Genomic DNA, 19,335 nt, shown 5'->3' on the forward strand with positions numbered 1-19,335 from the left:
ACGTGACGGTGTGTCCGTCGAACACGCTTCCCGGTTCGTGCTGGTCGGAACGATGAATCCCGAAGAAGGCGAACTGCGTCCGCAACTCCTCGACCGTTTCGGGCTCGCCGTCGACGTGGCCGCGCCCCGCGACCCACAGGTACGTGCCGAGATCGTGCGGCGGCGAATGGCCTTCGACGCCGATCCCGCCGGATTCACCGCCCGGTGGGCGGATCGGGACGCCGAATGGTCACGAAGCATCGTCGCCGCACGCGAACTCGTCCCGCAGGTCGTGCTGAGCGACGACGCGCTGGTCTCGATCGCCGAGGTGTGCGCGGCCTTCGACGTGGACGGCATGCGCGCCGACCTCGTCACCGCTCGCACCGCGATCGCACACGCGGCGTGGCACGGGCGTACCGAAGTGACGCGCGAGGACATCGCGGCAGCGGCGCGGCTGGCATTGCCGCATCGGCGGCGGCGCAATCCCTTCGATGCACCCACGAGCAGCGAGGATCTACTCGACGAACTGCTGGGCGAGGACGACACCGACCCGGATCCCGATCCGGGCCCCGACGATCCCGGTGGCGGTGAGAGCGCACCCGACGAGACTGCGGGCGATGTGCCCTCCGACTCGGCCGGCCGATCGTCCTCCACGCTGTCGTCGGCATCGGATCCGTATCGCACCAGGGTGTTCTCCGTCGACCGGGTCGGACGCGGTGCGGCCGGTCGCCGGTCACGAGCGGTCACCACGATCGGCCGCACCGTGGGCAGCCGCCGCGGCGATTCCGGTCCCGTCCACCTGCCTGCAACGATTCGCACCACGGCGTTCGCCGACAGGGACGGTTGGCAGCTCCGCCGGAAGATCGTCGAGGGCCGCGAGGCCAATCTGGTGCTCCTGTGCGTCGATGCCTCCGGCTCGATGGCGGCACGCAATCGCATGGTCCAGGTCAAGACGGCAGTCCTGTCGTTGCTGCTCGATGCCTACCGTCGCCGCGACACCGTCGGTCTCGTGACCTTCCGCGGCACCGGAGCGACGGTCGTGCTGCCGCCGACGAATTCGGTGGACGTGGCCGCCGCGCGCCTGCAGGAACTCCCCGCCGGCGGACGCACGCCGCTGGCCGAGGGCCTGACCGAGGCGGCCGAGACCGTGCGGCGCCATTCGCTGCGCGATCCCGATCGCCGCACGCTTCTCGTCGTGGTCACCGACGGTCGCGCCACCGCCGGCCCCGATGCCGTCCGTCGTTCGCTCGAGGCCGCGGACGTGATTGCCGCTCAGGGAATCTCGTCGGTCGTCGTGGACTCCGAGACCGGCCGGTTCCGGATGGGGCTCGCGATGCGTCTGGCCGAGCGTCTCGGTGCCGAGTACGTACCCGTCGGTGAGGTGGACGCCGACGCACTTGCCGGAATCGTCAGGGAAAGGGCTGCCTGATGCCCCAGGGACAACCCACCGTCGTGCCCGACGACGGTCTCACCACCCGCCAGCGTCGCAACCGGCCTCTGCTGATGGTCAACACCGGTGACGGAAAAGGAAAGTCGACAGCGGCTTTCGGTCTCGCTCTGCGGGGATGGAACCAGGGATGGTCGGTCGCCGTCTTCCAGTTCGTCAAGTCCGCCAAGTGGCGGCTCGGCGAGCAGACGGCCTTCGAGACTCTCGCCGGCCTGCACGACGAGCGGGGTACCGGCGGTCCCATCGAGTGGCACAAGATGGGGTCGGGCTGGTCGTGGTCGCGTAAGGAGGGCACCGAGGAGGATCACGCCGCCGATGCGCTCGCCGGGTGGCGCGAGATCCAGCGACGTCTCGCCGCGGAACAGCACGGGTTGTACGTGCTGGACGAGTTCACGTATCCGATCGACTGGGGCTGGATCGATATCGACGAGGTCGTCGAGACGTTGACCTCGCGACCGGGGCGCCAGCACGTGATGATCACGGGTCGCCGGGCCCATCCGAAGCTCGTCGAGGTCGCCGACCTCGTGACGGAGATGACGAAGGTGAAGCATCCGATGGACGCGGGGCAGAAGGGCCAGCGAGGGATCGAGTGGTGAGAGTTCCACGTGTGGTCGTCGCCGCACCCGCATCCGGGCACGGCAAGACGACTGTCGCCACCGGTCTCATGGCTGCTCTGCGACGGGCCGGACACATCGTGTCGGGCCACAAGATCGGTCCCGACTACATCGATCCCGGTTACCACTCGCTCGCCACCGGGCGGCCCGGTCGCAATCTCGACCCGCACCTCGTCGGTGAAGACCTCGTCGCCCCCCTCTTCCTGCACGGCGCCGCCGACGCGGACATCGCCGTGATCGAAGGCGTCATGGGGTTGTACGACGGGATGATCGGCACCGACGGGTACGCGTCCACCGCCCATACCGCGGCTCTGCTGTCCGCGCCGGTGATCCTCGTCGTCGACGTCTCGCACGCCTCCCGGTCGATCGCGGCGATCGTGCACGGCATGGCGTCCTACGATCGCGGCACCCGGATCGCCGGTGTGATCCTGAACAAGGCCGGATCCCGCCGACATTCGGACGAGGTGATCCGCGCTCTCGAACCGACCGGCATCCCGGTCCTCGGAGTCCTCGGCCGCGACGACGGCATCACCGTCCCTTCACGGCATCTCGGACTCGTGCCGGCCGAGGAACGCGGCGAGGCGACAGCGCAGGTCGATCGGCTCGCGGCGCAGATCGCCGAGCACATCGACCTCGGTGAGATCGTCGGTATCGCCTCGATGGCACCGGACCTTTCCGCCACGGCCTGGGATCCGGGATCCTCCGCGGAGGACGGACCGGTGATCGCCGTCGCCGGTGGCCGGGCCTTCACCTTCCGGTACACCGAGACCGAGGAACTGCTGCGAGCCCACGGATGCCGGCCCGTGGCATTCGACCCGCTCCGTGACGAACGGCTTCCCGCCGGCACCGCAGGCATCTATCTCGGTGGTGGCTTCCCCGAGGTACATGCCGCCGACCTCGCCGCGAACGCGCCTCTACGCGCGCACCTGCGCGCCGCGATCGCGGCGAGGGTTCCGACCGTCGCCGAATGTGCCGGTCTGCTCTATCTCGGTCGTGACGTCGACGGGCACGAGATGGTGGGCGCGCTCGACACCTCGGCGCGGATGACACCGCGCCTGACACTCGGCTACCGCACGGCGATCGCCCCGCAGGACACTCTTCTCGCTCCTGCCGGCAGCCGCGTCACCGGCCACGAATTCCACCGCACCGTGATCGATTCCGGCGCGTCCCCGGCGTGGCTGCTCGACGGCCGGCCGGACGGCGTCGCGACCGCGACCGTGCACGCGTCGTATCTGCACACGCACTGGGCCGGCCATCCCGAGCTCGCACGACGATTCGCGGACGCCGCACGGGCAGCGGAACCCGCGCCCGAACCCGTCTCCGCACCGGCACGTCGTCGAATACACGAACCCGACCTGCACCATCACGGCGACCGCGACGCGACCGAAGGCCTGGTCGACCTGGCCGTCAACGTCTCGCGCCGGCCACGACCGGCCTGGCTCGGCGACGCCCTGCGTTCCTCACTGGACCGTCTCGATCGTTATCCCGACCCGAGCGACGCCCGCGCCGCCCTCTCCGTCCGCCATGGCCGCAGCCTCGACGAGGTTCTCCCGACGGCCGGAGGCGCCGAGGCGTTCACGCTGATCGCCAGGGCGCGAGCATGGCGGAAACCGGTGGTGGTGCACCCGCAGTTCACCGAACCGGAAGCGGCACTGCGGGTGGCCGGGCATCGCGTCACGCGGGTCGTGCTGCGCCGCGAGGACGGGTTCGTCCTCGATCCGGCTGCGGTTCCGGAGGACGCCGACCTGGTCGTCGTCGGCAATCCCACCAATCCCACCTCGGTGCTGCATCCGTCCGGCACGCTCCTGGCACTGGTGCGACCGGGACGGGTCGTCGTCGTCGACGAGGCGTTCATGGACGCCGTTCCGGGCGAGACGGACTCGCTGACGGACCGGCCCGTTCCGGGGCTCGTGGTGTTGCGGTCGCTCACCAAGACCTGGGCGATCCCGGGCCTGCGCGCCGGATATGTCGTCGGCGACCGCGAGGTGGTCGCGGATCTCGCTGTGCAGCAACCACCCTGGTCGGTGTCGACTCCCGCCGCGGCCGCGATGATCGCGTGTGCGTCCGACGAGGCGGCACGCGAGACCGCCGTGATCGCCCGGGAGATCGTCGCCGACAGGGCGGTTCTCGTCGACGCGCTCTCCGGTCTCGGGATCCGCGTGGTCCCGGCCGCTACGGCCCCGTTCGTGTTGGCGGAGGTACCCGAGGGGACTCGGGAGAAGCTGCGGGAGAAGGGCTTCGCGCTGCGTCGCGGCGATACCTTCCCCGGTCTCGGAGACGAGTGGGTGCGCATCGCGGTGCGTGATGCCGCTACCACGGGGGCGCTCGTCGAGGCGTGGAGAACGATCCTGTGAAACACAGGGCCCTCGGGCTGGTGCTCGGTTACGCCGCCGACCAGGTCTTCGGGGATCCGCAGCGGTGGCATCCCGTGAGCGGCTTCGGGACGTTGGCGCGCGCCACCGAGAGCCGGCTCTATGCCGACAACCGTGCCTCCGGGGTGGTGTTCACCTCGGTGCTGGTGGGTTCCGCCGGAGCGGTGGGGTACGTCGCCGACCGCGCGACCCGCCGTCGCCCGGTGCTGTCGAGCGCGGTCACCGCGCTCGCGACCTGGATCGTGCTCGGGGGCCGTTCGCTCGGGCACGAGGCCCGGACGATCGATGCCCAGTTGCGCGAGGGTGATCTCGCCGCGGCGCGGCGGCAGGTGACCCACCTGGTGGGTCGCGACCCGTCCCGGCTCGACGAGAACGGGATCGCCCGCGCCACGATCGAGTCGGTTGCCGAGAACACCTCCGACGCCGTCGTCGCGCCGCTGTGGTGGGGCGCGATCCTCGGTCCCGCCGGCCTGCTCGGCTACCGGGCCGCGAACACCCTCGACGCGCGTGTCGGCCACCGCACGCCGCGACTCGAACGGTTCGGATGGGCCTCGGCGCGGTTCGACGACCTGCTCAACCTTGCCCCGGCGCGGCTGACGGCTCTGCTGGCCGCGGCGCTGGGGGACGACTCTCGGGGTGCGATCGGTGCGTGGCGGCGGGACGCGCACCAGCATCCGAGTCCGAACGCCGGCCCGGTCGAGGCGGCGTTCGCCGGCGCTCTCGGCATCAGGCTCGGCGGCGCGAACGTCTATCACGGAGTGGTCGAGGACCGCGGCACGCTCGGCGACGGACCCGCGCCGTCGCCGAGCGATATCGGCCGGACCGCTCGGCTCGCCTCGAAGGTGGGAATCGGCGCCCTGATGACGGCGGTCGCCGTCGTGCTCGTGTGCCGTCGATAATTCCTTCCCGACCCTTCGCCCCGGCCCCTGTCGGTGGTTTCCCGCCCGAGGACACAGGTGTCACGGCACGTGGCGCAGGTCGTCGATGCGATGGTCGAATTCGCCGTCGATGTCGTCGACCGCGTCCTCGAGGCGTCCGTTCTCGAGCGGCCGGTACACGAAGACGGTGTTCAGACCGACCTCGCGGGCGGCGCGGAGGTCGTAGGGATGTGAGGCGACCATCGCCGCGCGGGACGGATCGACTCCCAGATAACGGCAGGTGCGTTCGTAGAGGAAGCGTTCGGGTTTGAAGGCGCCGAACAGCTCGGCCGTGAGGATGACGTCGGCCTCGAGTTGCCGGTCGCGGAAGAGTGTCACCATCGTGGCCATATCGGTGTTCGACAGGGTCGCCACGACGGCCCGCGAACGGAGTTCCTTCAGTCCGGGTCGCACGTCCGGCCACGCTTCGAGGCGCTGCCATGCCCGTGCCGTCTCGATACGCACATCGTCCGGAAGGTCGATCCCGAACTGCTCACACACGTCGCCGAGTCCGTCGACGTAGGAGTCCTGCACGCGATACCAGTTCTCCACCGACTGGTCGAGACGGAGGATGCGCTCGTAGTAGTCCTTCCTCCAGGCCCGGACCAGGTCGCCCACGGTCGCCGGATCGGCATCCGGTCCGAGGGCATCGGCCACCGCGCGGGCGACCGGGGTGTAGAAGTCCATCAGGGTGCCCTGCACGTCGAAGATGTACGCGTCGTATCGGCTCACGCTCCGGAGCATGCCCGGTCACGTCCTCCCGAAACGAGCCCGCCGAAGACCCCACGCCGGTGTGACCCGCGTCGCATACTGGGACCGAAGCGTCGCCGCCTTCGGGGGTACACCATGGACGACCTGGCCGAATTCCGTCACGATCTCGATCGCATCGAACGCCGCGTCGCCGGTGAGGTGACCGTCGGACGCTCACGCGTCCGGATCCTGGCGGGATGTGTCGCGCTGCTGGTGGTAGGTCTGCTGCTTCCGCAGGCCACGTCCGTGACGTCTCTGACGACCCTCGTGCGCTGGGATTCGGACTCCGTCGCTCTGCCGGTGCGGATCTTCGACGCTTTCGTGGTGGTGTTCGGCATCCTCGTACCGCTCGTCGCGTTGCTCCGTCGTCGCTGGGGCGCCGCGGCGATCGCGATGCTCGGTTCGGGCGCGGCGTCGATGGTGGGACTGTTCGCCGTCTGGTCGCAGGCCGGGATGGTCGCCCACACCCCGCACGCACCGCACGTGGGCCTGTACCTGTGCTGGGGCGCCGTGATCGCCTCCACTGCGGTGTGGCTGCCTGTCGTACTCTCCACCGCTCCTCTGCGGAGTGATCCTCCGATCACGGCCGGAGTTCTGACACCCCGGCAGGGCCACTGATCTCGCGTCCAGGAACTCCGCAGTGGCGCGCGTCACACTTGTGGTGCAACACTGTAATCAGTGCAACACACACCCCGGTCGCGTCCCCGGGAGGACATCATGCGACATTCACACATCCACGGATTCGGACGAACAGGCGGTTGGCAGCAGGCCGACGTCCCCGACGCGAGCGATGCCGCCGAGTGGTTCGCCGGCAGGCTCCCCGACGACTGGTTCACCGGACAGCCCGACATCGAGATCGACAGGGAGGAAATCTTCGTCGTCGGCCCCCTCGGGGTACCCGACGGCGCGAGCGACACCGAGATCGACGGGCGCATCGCTCGGTTCCGCGAGACCACACGCGCCGACCGGATGCGCATCGCCGACGAGGCCGAGGCCCGCTACGGCCGCAAGGTGGCCTGGGGGGTGAAGATCGGCGACCGCACCGCCCTGTTCACCCACCTCGCCGTCCCGGTCATGACGCGGCTGCGCCAACCCGAGCGGAAGGTACTCGACACCCTCGTCGACGCGGGGGTCGCACGGTCCCGTTCCGACGCACTGAAGTGGACCGTCAGGCTCGTAGGTCGGCACTCGGAGCAGTGGCTCCAGGAATTGCGGGAAGCGATGAAGAAGGTCGACGATCTGCGTTCCGAAGGTCCGCAGGTCTGACCTCCGAGACTCGGAGAACCCAGTCCCGCGCCGTCGTCACGGAATCCACCGTGGCGACCCCGCGGGGCGCGGCAGGCCGGCGCACGACGATCACGCGCACGCCCAGCTCGTCCGCCGCGTCGAGTTTGCCGCGGGTGAACGAACCACCCGAGTCTTTCGTGACGAGCGTGTCGATCCTGTTGTCGAGCAGAAGCTTCCGTTCATCGTCCCTGGTGTAGGGACCGCGCCCGAGCAGCACCGACCAACTCGGCGGCACGTCGGTCGTCACGGGGTCGACGACGCGGACGAGCACATCGTGTGCAGCGAGCGGTCCGACGAAGCGGTCGAGCGTCTGCCGTCCCGTACTGAGGAAGATCCGCCGGCCGGTCGCGGCGCTACGGGCCGCGGCGCGGTGGTCGTCGACCCACGTCCACCGACCGTGCCGATCGTGCCAGCCGGGTCTCTGCAGACGCAGCAACGGCACGTGTGCGACGGTGCATGCCGCAGCGGCGTTCGCACTGATGCCGGCAGCGAACGGATGGGTGGCGTCGACGACGGCCCGGATACCGCGCTCGCTCAGGTACCGGGCGAGGCCCTCGGCGCCACCGAACCCTCCGATGCGTACCGGGCCGACGGGCAGGCGCGGGTTGCGGACCCGGCCCGCGAGCGAGGACTCGAACTCGATCGCGTCGTCGTCCAGAGCGGCGGCGAGCGCACGTGCTTCACCGGTTCCACCCAGGATCAGGACCGTCACCGCAGAGTTCCCGTCAGTACCGGCAGGGTCCGCTCGTCGGACAGCATGTCGAGCAGGGCATCCATGTCGAGGTGTTCGTCGACGAGGTCGGCGAGTGCCTCGATGCGGGACTCGCGTGCAGCCGGGAAACTCACCTCGCCGGTACGGATCTCGCGACCCACCGCCGCGGCGACCTCGTGCAGCCACGCCCACCGCAGAGCGTCCCCTTCGAGGGCACCGTGCCACATGGTGCCGAACACAGAACCCACCCGGACGCCACCGAGGAAGTCCGTGCCGCCGTCGACGGTGATGCGTCCGTGATGGATCTCGTATCCGGAGGCAGCCGCATCCAACGCCGAACCCCGGGGTAACCGCAGAACCTTGGCCGGGCCGAACGTGGTACGCACCGGGAGCAGTCCGAGGCCCGCCGCGTTCGCGCCGGGCACACCTTCGACACCGTGCGGGTCGTCGATGTGCGTACCGAGCATCTGGAATCCCCCGCAGATACCGAGGACCGGGTAACCCCGGTTCGCGTGTTCCACGATGGCGGTGTCGAGACCCCGCGAACGAAGCCACGCGAGATCCGCCAGGGTCGCGCGGGTTCCGGGCACGATCACCACATCGGCTCCGGCGAGCGCCCGGGGATCGTCGACGAAACGAACCCGCACATCCGGCTCCAGGCACAACGCGTCGACGTCCGTGAAATTGCTGACGCGCGGCAGCATCACGACACCGATGGTCACGGCGCCGTCGCCGTCGTGCGCGGGACGGGAGGTGAGGGCGAGCGAGTCCTCGGAGTCGAGCCACAGGTCGCGCTGCCACGGCAGCACACCCACTACCGGGCGGCCGGTGAAATGTTCGAGCGAATCCAGCCCGGGCTTCAGAAGCGAGACGTCGCCACGGAACTTGTTGATCACGAAGCCGCGGACCAACTGTTGATCCGCGGCGTCGAGCAGAGCCAGCGTCCCGTACATCGATGCGAACACACCACCGCGGTCGATATCGCCGACGACGACGGTGGGCATCGAACCATGCCGCGCCAGTCCCATGTTCACGTAGTCGTGGGCACGCAGGTTGATCTCCGCCGCGCTACCGGCACCTTCGCACACCACCACGTCGAACCGGTCGCGGAGATCGTCGAACGCGCCGAACGCCGCCTCGGCGAGATGCCGTCGACCACCGGCGAATTCGCCCGCTTCCAGCACACCGGCCGGCCGGCCGAGCACGACGACGTGGCTGCGCCGGTCGCTACCGGGCTTGAGCAGCACCGGGTTCATCGCGGCCTCCGGAATCGCGCGTGCGGCCACCGCCTGGATCCACTGAGCGCGACCGATCTCCGCGCCCTCGTTCGTCACCATCGAGTTGTTCGACATGTTCTGCGCCTTGAACGGCGCGACCTTCAGGCCGCGCCGCAACAAGGATCGGCAGATCCCGGTGACGACAACGGATTTCCCTGCATCCGAAGTCGTTCCGGCGACGAGCAGACCTGAACCCATGCGGTCAGGCCGGAATCGGCACGCGACGGGAGGCGCGTTCGGTGAGGTAGGCGAAGACCACGCCCAGCGTCGTCCACAGAGTGAGCTGCACGGTGAACGACGCCACCCGGAACTCCCACAGCAGCGTTGCGGGGAAGCCTTCCCCGACCTCGTCGACGCTCGGCAACGCGAGATATCCCAGGCCAACCACGACGAGGAATGCGACTGCGGGACCGGCGATGCGGACGGTGTGCAGATCCTGGGTGGCGAGTGCCTTGGCCACCGCCACGGCAACGGCGATCGCGACGAGTCCGAGGACCACCGAGGCGAGCCACAGCAGTGTGCGCTGATCGATCGTGGCGGGATCGCCGACGGCCGGCGGGTTGGCCGGATACTTCAGGAACGGAACCGCTTCGATCGCCAGCCACGCCCCGGCCGCACCGACCAGCCCGAGCTTCCAGCCCGGCATATCGGTGAGACGGCGCGCGAAGTGCAGCACCGACGCGTAGAGGGCACCGAGCGCGAGACCCGCCAGACCGGTCGCGAGGAACAACCCCACCTTCTGGCCGGTACGGCCGACGAGCGCATCGTCGCCGTGACTGTGACCGTGGGATTCGCCCGCGGCCGTCGCATGATCGTGATCGTGCGAATGCGCTTCGCCTGCAGCCTCTTCGAGCGCGATCGCCGATTCGATGTGAGGTTCGCCGACGACGAAGGCGACACCGCCCGCGAGCAGACCCGCGACGAGTCCGGCGAGCAGCCCTCTCAGTAACAACCGGGTGTAGGTTCCGGGCATCGCGATTCCCGTTCTCAATGGCACGGAAGACCGAGCAGGTGCCGGCCGTCGTGCATCAGTTCGTGCATGAACATGCCGGTGCGCGAGATCGCGCCCTGATCGAATCCGACCAGATAGAGAACGAGAAATGCCGCCACGATCACTGCGGCGAGAGCCACTGCGAGTGCGGCAGAGCCGAGCGACTCGCCGGGTGTATGGACAACAGCCATGACAATCCTCCAGGGATTTCGCGTCCCATTCGATTCCGTCATGCGCCGCGGGAGTTTTCTGGCTTCCGAAGATCTCGTGTTCTCCGGTTACAGTGGCGCGACCGCTCCGGTTTCCCACCGGATTGCCTACACCTCGGCACATCGTTACCGACGAACCTTCGCACCGCCCGGTCGGCGATGTCAAGCGGAAAGGACATATCTGCCGTGCCCCGATTGTTTCTCGTCGCACATGCATCCACCTGTGCGACGGAACAGGCCCGATTCCCCTGCGACGAGCCGATCTCGGACAGAGGCCGACGCGAACTCGAGCGCGCCTCCGCACCGGTCGTCGACCGGTGGGTGTGTGCACCGGAGCGACGCACGGTCGACACCGTCCACACCTTCGGGTTCCCCGCCGAGATCGACCCCGCCCTACGCGAGCTCGACTACGGCACGTGGGCCGGATCTGCGATGGACGACGTACCCGAGAGCGAGTTGGAGGAGTGGCTGACCGATCCGGCGGCAGCACCGCACGGCGGCGAATCCGTGGAAGACCTGCTCGGCCGGGTCTGCACCTGGCTGGCGGCACAGGGCGACGGCTACGAACGTGTCGCAGCGGTGACCCACCCCGCGGTCGTCCGGGCCGCGACGGTGTGCGCTCTCGACGCTCCGGCGGCCGCGTTCTGGCGGGTCGACGTGCGGCCGCTGGACGTCGTCCGGTTGCACGGCCGACCGGGCCGGTGGACGTTGCGGCCGAACCGATTCCCGCGGTGAGCTACCACGTCACGTCCTTCTCGCACTGCTTCCCGTCGACCGTCGACTCCACCTGGACGGTTGCGTGCTCGAGCCCGTGCGACGACAGCGCGGTGCGCGCCGAGTCGAGGATCCACTGCGGGTCGTGGTCGCTGACGAGATGCACGGTGGCGACGTCCATGCCGGTGGTCAGCGTCCACACGTGCAGGTCGTGCACGCCGCACACGCCGGGCAGCGCGAGCAGGTCGGTGCGCAGGAGATCGACGTCGAGGTGCGCGGGCGAGGTCTGGGTGAGAATCCGGAGCGACTCGGCAGCCAGTCGCAGTGCGCGCGGCACGACCCACAGGGAGATGAGCACACCGACGACGACGTCGGCGAGGCTCCAGCCGAAGATCATGACGAGTGCGCCTGCGATGAGGACGCCGACCGATCCGACGGCGTCGGCGAGCACCTCCATGTAGGCGCCACGCACCGCGATGCTGTCCTTCGCGTCGGCCCGGAGCATGAGCATCACCACGATGTTCGCGGCGAGTCCCGCGAGGGCGGTGACGATCATGGGGAAGCCGGGGAGTTCGGGGGCGTCCCCGATGCGGTCGATCGCCTCGTAGAAGACCCATCCCGCGACGCCGAGCAGCAGCACTGCGTTGACCATCGCGGTGAGGACCTCGGCGCGGTGCCAGCCGAAAGTACGCGAAGCGGCGGCACTTCCACGCCGGGCCAGAACGAGGGCGACCATGCCCATGGACACCCCGACGACGTCGGTGAGCATGTGCCCCGCGTCGGCGAGGAGCGCGAGAGATCCGATCAGGACACCGACGAACGCCTCGAGCACGAAGAACGCGCCGAGGACGCCCAGCGCGAAACCCATGCGCCGGATGACGCCGCGCGTGGGACCGGCCCCGTGACCGTGACCATTGCCGACGCCGTGTGAGTGCCCGTGACCCGAACCCATCGATCTCCCTCTCCGAAACCTCGGGCCATCGTATGCATGAATATGCATATGTTTCAACGCCAGGTGCCCGGCGTGGGTGGAGGACCTGTCCGAGGCCTATTCGTCCGGGTCGTAGGCCGGGTGTTCGACGGTGGGCGGAAGGGTCGCGATCGCGGAGATCCGCTTGAGTCCGGCGGTCTGCAGCAAGTCCACGATCAACGACCTCATCTGTGCGAACACCACCGTCGCCGACACCCCCGCCCCGGCGATGAGGTCGGGATCCATCTTCTTGGCGATGCTGCGCAGCACACGCGCGGCCTCGGCCTGATCGGGCTGCTCCCCCGGCTCCGCCAGAACCATCCCGCGGAGCACGTCCACCGCATCGGCCACCTCGACGAAACGCTGCACGAGCCGCGGATCGAGGATCTCGTCGTCGCGGACGAGGGTCAGCGACCGGCGCGCGAGCACCCGGATGTTGCGCATCGCGTGGTCGATGGGATCGGCTGCGGCGGTGAGCACCGCGAGTCTGCCCCGACTGTTCCAGTAGAGGGGCGAGATCCGGCTGATCTCCCGTCCGCCCTTGAGGTGGGTGCGCATCGTGTCGATCGCGGGCTGGGTGGCCCGCGCCTGCTTGAGTGCGTCCTCGATGGGTTTCGGATTGTTCTCGACGAGCCCGGCCTCGACCTTCCTCAGGACTTCGCTCGCCGTCGCGAGGACCTCGGCGGCGTTGCGCCGGGCACGCCGCACCGGATGGGTGGGGATCATGGCGACGACCGCGATCCCCGTGAGACCCCCGACCAGGGCGTCGACCATGCGATCGGGCCCCCCTGTGCCACCGGGCGGCAACAGCGTCGCTACGAGCACCGCGGAGTTCCCGGCCTGCATCGCGAAGATCGGGCCGCTGTTCAACGCGACCGCCGTACTCATCGCGATCGTCACGACGAGCGCGATCTGCCACGGTCCGCTGCCGATCAGCGAGACGAGCAGGTCGCCCACGCCGATCCCGACGGTCACACCGCAGACCAGTTCGACGGAACGCCGCAATCGGGCGCCGAGACCGAGCCCCAGGGAGACGACTGCCGCGATGGGCGCGAAGAAGGGCTGGGCGTGACCGACCAGATCCTTCGCCACCCACCACGCCAGACCCGCCGCCAGCGCGCACTGGATGATCGGCAGCGCCGACGAACGCAGCCGTTCGAACGAGTCGGTCAGGCGCCTACGGGCTCCTCGGCGGGTGGGACGGCGTCTGGCCGCGACGGACAGTCTGTTGGCCACAGACATGTACGGCGGCGTCTATTCGACGCCCAGAGCTTCCGCTGCCCGCGGGTCGCAGTCCTCGAGCAGGTCCAGGCAGCGGGCGTGTTCGTCCGTCTCGCCGATCGTCTTCGCTGCCCGGGCGAGCACGGCGACGCAACGGAGGAAGCCGCGGTTGGGTTCGTGGCTGTAGGGCACGGGACCGAAGCCCTTCCAGCCGTTGCGACGCAGCTGGTCGAGACCGCGATGGTATCCGGTGCGTGCGTAGGCGTAGGCGGCGATCGTCTCGCCACGGTCGAGTGCGGCCTCGGCGAGGTACGCCCATGCAATCGAGGCGGTGGGATGGTCGGCTGCGACCTTCGCCGGGTCCTCGTTGTTCAGCAGGGCCGACTCCGCGTCGTCGTCGCCGGGGAGCAGGGTGGGCTGAGGTCCGAGAAGATCACCGAAAGACGTCATGGAGTCATTCTGCCCTCCCGTCGCGAAGGCTCGATAGAGTCCCCGGGTAACCGCAGGCCGTCGAGCGAGGTGCAGCACGTTGTCGGACCCGAAGAACGAAGAGACACCCGAGAAGACTTCGACGACCCCGGATGTGGGAACACCGGACGGGGATACGGAGAACGAGCCTGCCGACAAGGCGATTTCCCCCGGGGAACGGGAGGTGGCGGGCCTCGGGCAGACCGAGGCCGTCGTGGTGGGCACGGCAGATCGGCGTGCAGCCGCCGACGAGCCGGAAACCCCCGTCTCCGACGAAACCGGGAAGCCGGATGCCGACGCCACGCCCCCGGATGCGGATGCGGATGCGGACGAGACAGCAGACACGAACGGGAGCGACACGAACGAGAGCATCGCCACGGACGAGACCGTGGCGATGCCTGTCGTCGAGCGGGAGGCCGTCGAGTCCCGCCCGGCTCTCGAACCCGAACCCGAACCCGAACCCGCGCCCGACGTCGCCGATGCGCCGACGGTGCAGATCCCCGTTCGCAACCATGTACCCAAGGCGCCACCGCAGCGCATCGCGCCGCGCGGTGAGGAACCGCCGGCGCAGCCCGAGCCTGTCCGGGTGGCGGTCCAGCCCACACCCACGCGCATCCCGCCCGCACGCGACAAGGGACGCCGCCGGTGGCTGGGAGCCGCCGGGGCGGTAGCCGCGCTGGTGGTCGTGGCGATCGCCGTGGCCGCGGTGGTGGTGTTCGTGCAGCAACGCGCCGACAACTCCCCCGAGAGCCGCATCCGCTCGAGCATCGACACCTTCGTCGGAGCACTCGAATCGGGCGACCTCGCGACCTTGCAGAAGTCGACCTGCGGAGCGCTCTCCGACTTCTACGCGACGGTCGAACCGCAGAACTTCCGCGACATCCATCGACTCGCCGTCGAGCAGGGCGAGATTCCGGTGGTGACGAGCGTCGATCGCATCCAGATCACCGACAGCACCGCGATCGCCCAGGTCACCGCGCACACCGCGAACAATCCGTCCGATGTCACCGACCGCACCTTCGATCTCGCCCTCGACGGCGAGCAGTGGAAGGTCTGCAGCGAATAACGGCAGCCCCGACCGACGGCGGCGCCGAACGCGCAGAAGTCGTCGAGTGCGCTCGGCGTGTCGCGACGACAACTGCACACCGACCGGACGACGAAGGGCGCCGACGAGAACGTCGGCGCCCTTCGTGTAGCGGTGGGTGCTACTTGGCCGAGACCGAGCGTCCCGCCGACTTGAGGTCGTTGCAGGCCTCGATGACACGCTGCGTCATGGACGCCTCGGCCTTCTTCAGGTAGCTGCGCGGGTCGTAGACCTTCTTGTTGCCGACCTCGCCGTCGATCTTGAGCACACCGTCGTAGTTGCTGAACATGTGTGCCGCGATCGGGCGGGTGAACGCGTACTGCGTGTCGGTGTCGACGTTCATCTTCACGACGCCGTAGCTGAGCGCCTCGTCGATCTCCGACTTCAGTGAGCCCGAGCCGCCGTGGAAGACGAGGTCGAACGGCTTCGAGCCCGCCGGCAGACCCAGCTTCTTCGACGCGACGGCCTGGCCCTCGGCGAGGACGGACGGCTTGAGCTTGACATTGCCCGGCTTGTAGACGCCGTGGACGTTGCCGAAGGTCGCGGCGAGCAGGTACTGGCCCTTGTCGCCGGCGCCGAGCGCGTCGACGGTCTTCTCGAAGTCCTCGACCGTGGTGTAGAGCTTGTCGTTGATGGCGTTCTCGACGCCGTCCTCTTCACCGCCGACGACACCGATCTCGATCTCGAGGATGATCTTCGCGGCCTTGGCGGCAGCGAGGAGCTCCTGGGCGATCGCGAGGTTCTCGTCGATCGGAACGGCCGAGCCGTCCCACATGTGCGACTGGAACAGCGGGTTCTGTCCGTTGTTCACACGCTCCTGGGAGATCGCGATGAGCGGGCGGACGAAGCCGTCGAGCTTGTCCTTCGGACAGTGGTCGGTATGGAGGGCGATGGTCACGTCGTACTTCTCGGCGACGACGTGCGCGAACTCGGCGAGCGCGACGGCACCGGTGACCATGTCCTTCACACCCAGGCCCGAGCCGAACTCGGCGCCACCGGTCGAGAACTGGATGATGCCGTCGCTGCCGGCGTCCGCGAAGCCCTTGATGGCGGCGTTGATCGTTTCGGACGAGGTGCAGTTGATCGCCGGGAACGCGAAGGAGTGCTCCTTGGCGCGGGCCAGCATCTCGGCGTAGACCTCGGGAGTCGCGATAGGCACAGCGGCTGTCCTCCAGATGAGAGTCGATGGGCATCCCACCGGGATAGGGTGGGTGCCCGGGTTGTCCTTGCAGTATGTCAAGTGACACGCCCGCTCGATACTCGGGCCGTCCCGGGGGTGTCGGGATTCGGGGAGCGGTGGACGCCGCCGGTACCCTGGACCGCGTGACTGTGCTCGAAGCCTCGGAGTCCGTGACCAATCTGGCCCTGCTACCGGGGTTTCTGGATCCTGTCAATCTGCTCAATTCGTTCGGGACCTGGATGCTCATCGGGCTGCTGCTCGTGGTGTTCATCGAATCCGGCCTGCTGTTCCCGCTGCTGCCCGGCGACTCGCTGCTGTTCACCGCGGGCCTGATCGCGGCGGCCAAGTCGGCGGAGGTCGAACCGTTCGCCCCGCTGTGGGTGCTCATGGTGACGATCCCGATCGCGGCGGTCCTCGGCGACCAGGTCGGCTATCTCATCGGCGCGAAGGGCGGAACCAGGCTGTTCAAGCCGGATGCGAAGCTCTTCAAGCAGGACTACATCGACGAGGCGCACCGCTTCTTCCTGCGCCACGGACCCGCGATGATCTTCCTGGCACGTTTCGTGCCGATCGTGCGTACCTACGCCCCGCTCGTCGCGGGCGCCGCGAAGATGCCCTACCGCGTGTTCATCACCTACAACGTCATCGGCGGCATCGTGTGGGGCGCCGGCGTGACGCTGCTCGGCTACCTGCTGGGACAGATCAGCTTCATCGCCGACAACATCGACATCATCTTCCTGGGCATCGTGTTCGTCTCGGTCATCCCGATCATCACCGAGGTCGGCAAGCGCATGCTCAGCTCGCGTCGGGCCAAGAACGGCCGGGCGCCGGTCGCCGAGGTCGACGACGCGACCATGCCGATCAACCGGCTCGAGTCCAAGTAGGACGAGTCCGACCAGGAACGGTCCAGGTAGGAACGGTCCGCACACCTCGGAAGGTGGATTCCCGCCCGTCGAACGAACGGGCCGGAATCCACCTTCTTCCCTATCGGGACCGGGACGCGGCGACGGCGTAGGCGGCTTCCATGAGCATCCACCCACCGAGCTGCACGGACATGTCGCGCTCGGGTACGGCCGACTCCCGGACGGTGCCGCCCGCGAACCGCGCGACCGAGGTGCCGAGGCCGGGCAGCCGTGCCTGCTGCGACCAGTCACGTCCGAAGACCGGCAGTTCCTCGACCTGCAGTCGGTTCTCCCAGGCGGCCTCCGCCGACGCCAGCACGATCCGTGCCGCGACAGTGCGGGCACGGACGTCGTCTCCGTCGACGACGGGCAGCGTGGTGGCGACCATCGCGAGGTAGCGGGCCAGGATCCCGTTGAACAATCCCCCGTCGCCGCCTCCCCCACCGGTGACGACACTGCGTTCGGTGAGGTGGTCGTCGACCGCGGCGACGAGCGCGTGGACCCTCCGCCGATGGCAGGGGTCGTCGAGTTGCAGGGCCAGCTCGGTCTCGAGGCCGAGCGTCACGCCCTGGCAGTAGCTGTAGGTCGCGCGTTCGTGCACGCCGTCGCGGATGCCGTCCAGGACCAGACCGGTCTCGGGGTCGAGCAGGACGTCGTGGATCCAGTCGGCCATCTCCTCCGCGCGGTAGACCTTGCCGGTGCGGGCGAGCAGCAGCGCCGCCGGACCGTTCGCGGGGGCGTTGAAGAAGTTGTCACGCCGACGCCACGGGATGCCGCCGCCGCACTCCGGTTGCCAGGCGTCGACGAGCTCGTCGACGAGGGTCGCGATCGCGCCGCGATGGTCGACGTAGAGGTGCCGTTCGGCACGTTCGAGCGACAGGCCGAGCCACGCCATGTCGTCGTAGTAGTTGTTGGTCCAGCCGGTGATGTTGCGGAGGCGGTGGGTGCGCGCGAGCCGCACGACGCGGCGACGCCGGCGGGGTGGCGTCGCGCTCGGCAGCGTCGACGGCGGTATCGATCAGGTGCGCCTGCCACCAGTAGTGCCAGGACAAGAACAGTCGTTCGCGACGAACGGCCGGCCATCCGACCACGCCGAGAGCGGTGCCGGGCAACGCCCAGAGCCGACGGACATGCCGCGACACGATCGCTCCCTCGGCGGCATCGGCCCGTTCCGACCAGACTGCTGCTGCGGTGTTCATCACCCTCCACACTGCCCGACCTGCGGCCGCCCCGACGACGGTCCGCGCGACTTTCATCCCGGAATGCGGGCCGGGTGTTACCAGGCGTCCGAGAAATCGGCGTGCTGCCGGATCCACGCGTGCATCGCGATGCCCGCGGCGACACCCGCGTTGATCGAGCGTGTGGAGCCGAACTGGGCGATCGAGACGGTCATCGACGCCACGTCGCGGGCCTGCTCGGTGACACCGGGGCCTTCCTGGCCGAACAGCAGCAGGCAGCGGCGCGGCAGGGTCGCCGTCTCCAGCCGCACCGAACCCGGGGTGTTGTCCACGGCCACGATCTCGAGGTTCTGCTCGGCCGCCCACGCGACGAGGGCGTCGACATCGGAGTGGTGGAGCAGATGCTGGTAGCGGTCGGTGACCATCGCTCCGCGCCGGTTCCATCGGCGTCGTCCGACGATGTGCACGGTGCCCACGGCGAATGCGTTGGCGGTGCGGACGACCGTGCCGATGTTCGCGTCGTGGGCGAAGTTCTCGATGGCGACGTGCAGCGGGTGGCGACGACCGTCGATGTCCGCCACGATCGCTTCACGCGTCCAGTAGCGGTAGGCGTCGACGACGTTGCGCCGGTCGCCGTGGGCGAGCAGCTCGGGGTCGTATCGCGGGTCGGTGGGCGGCTCGGTGCCGAACTCCTCGATCCACGGTCCGACGCCGTGCGGGTGCTCACCCCATTCGGTGGGTCCCGCCACGTCCTCGACGGCCGGCCCGGAATGCGTGTCGGTCACCGTCAGAACGTTTCGTTCGAACCCGCTGCGACGCGGAAACCGTGACCGGTGGCGTCGTTGGTGCAGGTCACGTCGGCGGCGGTGGCGGCACACGTGTAGCCGAGCTGCGAGAGCGACGATCCCGGAGGCAGGGCGGGGCTCGCACCGTCGGGCGAGAGGTAGACCGGCCCACCGGAGCACACGAACTCCCCTTCGCCGGAGTCCTGCACGCGGATGCCGAGTCCCCAGTTGACCATGCAGTCCTCGGGGCGCGGCGGGATCGGATCGGTGGGGCCTTC

At 68.9% G+C, this 19,335-nt stretch carries 19 protein-coding genes, 2 pseudogenes and 1 riboswitch; of the genes and pseudogenes, 9 read left to right on the forward strand and 12 right to left on the reverse strand.

Annotation, left to right across the window (positions count from 1 at the left end):
* The 4 genes from R1101_RS0104550 to R1101_RS0104565 all read left to right on the forward strand — a co-directional run.
* Nucleotides 1–1,408, forward strand: a 1,408-nt coding sequence (locus R1101_RS0104550; protein WP_016932300.1) for a VWA domain-containing protein, incomplete at its 5' end; no start/stop codon positions are given.
* Nucleotides 1,408–2,022: a cob(I)yrinic acid a,c-diamide adenosyltransferase gene (gene cobO / locus R1101_RS0104555; protein ID WP_016932301.1), complete on the forward strand. Its 615-nt coding sequence runs from the start codon at nt 1,408–1,410 to the stop codon at nt 2,020–2,022. The genes R1101_RS0104550 and cobO, both read left to right, overlap by 1 nt.
* Complete coding sequence (locus R1101_RS0104560; protein WP_026002870.1) at nt 2,019–4,394, forward strand: cobyrinate a,c-diamide synthase; 2,376 nt, start codon at nt 2,019–2,021, stop codon at nt 4,392–4,394. Before cobO ends, R1101_RS0104560 begins: the two co-directional genes overlap by 4 nt.
* The gene (locus tag R1101_RS0104565; protein WP_026002871.1) at nt 4,391–5,311 is read left to right on the forward strand and encodes a cobalamin biosynthesis protein; all 921 of its coding nucleotides are present in this window, start codon (nt 4,391–4,393) and stop codon (nt 5,309–5,311) included. The genes R1101_RS0104560 and R1101_RS0104565 overlap by 4 nt, the downstream gene beginning before the upstream one ends.
* A gap of 60 nt (nt 5,312–5,371) precedes the next feature.
* Here the strand turns inward: R1101_RS0104565 and R1101_RS0104570 are convergent, their stop codons facing one another.
* The gene (locus R1101_RS0104570) at nt 5,372–6,073 is read right to left on the reverse strand and encodes a haloacid dehalogenase type II (RefSeq protein WP_016932304.1); all 702 of its coding nucleotides are present in this window, start codon (nt 6,071–6,073) and stop codon (nt 5,372–5,374) included.
* 102 nt (nt 6,074–6,175) lie between these two features.
* Between R1101_RS0104570 and R1101_RS0104575 the strand changes: the two genes are divergently transcribed.
* Nucleotides 6,176–6,697, forward strand: coding sequence for an Rv2732c family membrane protein (locus R1101_RS0104575; RefSeq protein WP_016932305.1), 522 nt, complete (start codon nt 6,176–6,178; stop codon nt 6,695–6,697).
* A 99-nt stretch (nt 6,698–6,796) separates the two neighbouring features.
* On the forward strand, nt 6,797–7,345 hold the full coding sequence (locus R1101_RS0104580) for a hypothetical protein (protein WP_016932306.1): 549 nt from the start codon (nt 6,797–6,799) through the stop codon (nt 7,343–7,345).
* On the opposite strand, the gene R1101_RS25845 is transcribed toward R1101_RS0104580, so the two are convergent.
* Genes R1101_RS25845 through R1101_RS0104600 form a run of 4 tightly spaced genes read right to left on the reverse strand, consistent with a single transcriptional unit; the run spans nt 7,248 to nt 10,537 of the window.
* On the reverse strand, nt 7,248–8,078 hold the full coding sequence (locus R1101_RS25845; RefSeq protein WP_016932307.1) for a cobalt-precorrin-6A reductase: 831 nt from the start codon (nt 8,076–8,078) through the stop codon (nt 7,248–7,250). The two genes, R1101_RS0104580 and R1101_RS25845, sit on opposite strands and share 98 nt — an antisense overlap.
* Entirely contained in the window at nt 8,075–9,553 is a 1,479-nt protein-coding gene (locus tag R1101_RS0104590) for a cobyric acid synthase (RefSeq protein WP_016932308.1), read from the reverse strand. The genes R1101_RS25845 and R1101_RS0104590 overlap by 4 nt, the downstream gene beginning before the upstream one ends.
* 4 nt (nt 9,554–9,557) lie before the next feature.
* Nucleotides 9,558–10,328 carry a CbtA family protein gene (locus R1101_RS0104595; protein ID WP_016932309.1) on the reverse strand — a complete coding sequence of 257 codons (771 nt, stop codon included), beginning with the start codon at nt 10,326–10,328 and terminating at the stop codon, nt 9,558–9,560.
* 14 nt (nt 10,329–10,342) lie between these two features.
* Nucleotides 10,343–10,537, reverse strand: a complete 195-nt coding sequence (locus R1101_RS0104600) for a CbtB domain-containing protein (RefSeq protein WP_016932310.1) — start codon at nt 10,535–10,537, stop codon at nt 10,343–10,345.
* A 35-nt stretch (nt 10,538–10,572) separates the two neighbouring features.
* Nucleotides 10,573–10,712, reverse strand: a riboswitch (cobalamin riboswitch).
* Between the two features lie 29 nt (nt 10,713–10,741).
* On the opposite strand from R1101_RS0104600, the gene R1101_RS0104605 reads away from it, so the two are divergent.
* Nucleotides 10,742–11,290, forward strand: coding sequence for a histidine phosphatase family protein (locus R1101_RS0104605; protein ID WP_016932311.1), 549 nt, complete (start codon nt 10,742–10,744; stop codon nt 11,288–11,290).
* Between the two features lies 1 nt (nt 11,291).
* Here R1101_RS0104605 and R1101_RS0104610 read toward each other — a convergent pair whose 3' ends face one another.
* From R1101_RS0104610 to R1101_RS0104620, 3 genes are all read right to left on the reverse strand, one after another.
* A complete protein-coding gene (locus R1101_RS0104610; protein WP_016932312.1) occupies nt 11,292–12,221 on the reverse strand; it encodes a cation diffusion facilitator family transporter in 930 nt (309 codons plus the stop codon).
* A 96-nt stretch (nt 12,222–12,317) separates the two neighbouring features.
* Entirely contained in the window at nt 12,318–13,481 is a 1,164-nt protein-coding gene (locus R1101_RS0104615) for an FUSC family protein (RefSeq protein ID WP_198420233.1), read from the reverse strand.
* A 12-nt stretch (nt 13,482–13,493) separates the two neighbouring features.
* A complete protein-coding gene (locus R1101_RS0104620; protein ID WP_016932314.1) occupies nt 13,494–13,910 on the reverse strand; it encodes a DUF3151 domain-containing protein in 417 nt (138 codons plus the stop codon).
* A gap of 79 nt (nt 13,911–13,989) precedes the next feature.
* On the opposite strand from R1101_RS0104620, the gene R1101_RS0104625 reads away from it, so the two are divergent.
* Entirely contained in the window at nt 13,990–14,994 is a 1,005-nt protein-coding gene (locus tag R1101_RS0104625; protein WP_026002875.1) for an Rv0361 family membrane protein, read from the forward strand.
* Between the two features lie 139 nt (nt 14,995–15,133).
* On the opposite strand, the gene fbaA is transcribed toward R1101_RS0104625, so the two are convergent.
* Nucleotides 15,134–16,171 carry a class II fructose-bisphosphate aldolase gene (fbaA, locus tag R1101_RS0104630; protein WP_016932316.1) on the reverse strand — a complete coding sequence of 346 codons (1,038 nt, stop codon included), beginning with the start codon at nt 16,169–16,171 and terminating at the stop codon, nt 15,134–15,136.
* Nucleotides 16,172–16,308: 137 nt separating this feature from the next.
* Here fbaA and R1101_RS25850 point away from each other — a divergent pair, with 137 nt between their 5' ends.
* The gene (locus tag R1101_RS25850) at nt 16,309–17,076 is read left to right on the forward strand and encodes a VTT domain-containing protein (RefSeq protein ID WP_016932317.1); all 768 of its coding nucleotides are present in this window, start codon (nt 16,309–16,311) and stop codon (nt 17,074–17,076) included.
* Between the two features lie 100 nt (nt 17,077–17,176).
* Here R1101_RS25850 and R1101_RS25855 read toward each other — a convergent pair.
* From R1101_RS25855 to R1101_RS0104650, 3 genes and pseudogenes are all read right to left on the reverse strand, one after another.
* Nucleotides 17,177–18,293, reverse strand: a pseudogene (locus tag R1101_RS25855) (glycoside hydrolase family 76 protein).
* Nucleotides 18,294–18,370: 77 nt separating this feature from the next.
* Nucleotides 18,371–19,057 carry a TrmH family RNA methyltransferase gene (locus tag R1101_RS0104645; protein WP_016932319.1) on the reverse strand — a complete coding sequence of 229 codons (687 nt, stop codon included), beginning with the start codon at nt 19,055–19,057 and terminating at the stop codon, nt 18,371–18,373.
* 2 nt (nt 19,058–19,059) lie between these two features.
* Nucleotides 19,060–19,335: pseudogene (locus R1101_RS0104650) on the reverse strand (hypothetical protein); the annotation flags it as partial.

It is taken from the genome of Rhodococcus sp. R1101 (assembly GCF_000278445.1).
Taxonomy (GTDB): domain Bacteria; phylum Actinomycetota; class Actinomycetes; order Mycobacteriales; family Mycobacteriaceae; genus Rhodococcus; species Rhodococcus gordoniae.

Coding starts and splice junctions, on each gene's coding strand:
- R1101_RS0104600 (WP_016932310.1), bottom strand. CDS start 10,537: ATGGCTGTTGTCCATACACCCGGCGAGTCGCTCGGCTCTGCCGCACTC.
- R1101_RS0104575 (WP_016932305.1), top strand. CDS start 6,176: ATGGACGACCTGGCCGAATTCCGTCACGATCTCGATCGCATCGAACGC.
- R1101_RS0104570 (WP_016932304.1), bottom strand. CDS start 6,073: ATGCTCCGGAGCGTGAGCCGATACGACGCGTACATCTTCGACGTGCAG.
- cobO (WP_016932301.1), top strand. CDS start 1,408: ATGCCCCAGGGACAACCCACCGTCGTGCCCGACGACGGTCTCACCACC.
- R1101_RS0104610 (WP_016932312.1), bottom strand. CDS start 12,221: ATGGGTTCGGGTCACGGGCACTCACACGGCGTCGGCAATGGTCACGGT.
- R1101_RS0104595 (WP_016932309.1), bottom strand. CDS start 10,328: ATGCCCGGAACCTACACCCGGTTGTTACTGAGAGGGCTGCTCGCCGGA.
- R1101_RS0104620 (WP_016932314.1), bottom strand. CDS start 13,910: ATGACGTCTTTCGGTGATCTTCTCGGACCTCAGCCCACCCTGCTCCCC.
- R1101_RS0104580 (WP_016932306.1), top strand. CDS start 6,797: ATGCGACATTCACACATCCACGGATTCGGACGAACAGGCGGTTGGCAG.
- R1101_RS0104615 (WP_198420233.1), bottom strand. CDS start 13,481: ATGTCTGTGGCCAACAGACTGTCCGTCGCGGCCAGACGCCGTCCCACC.
- R1101_RS0104590 (WP_016932308.1), bottom strand. CDS start 9,553: ATGGGTTCAGGTCTGCTCGTCGCCGGAACGACTTCGGATGCAGGGAAA.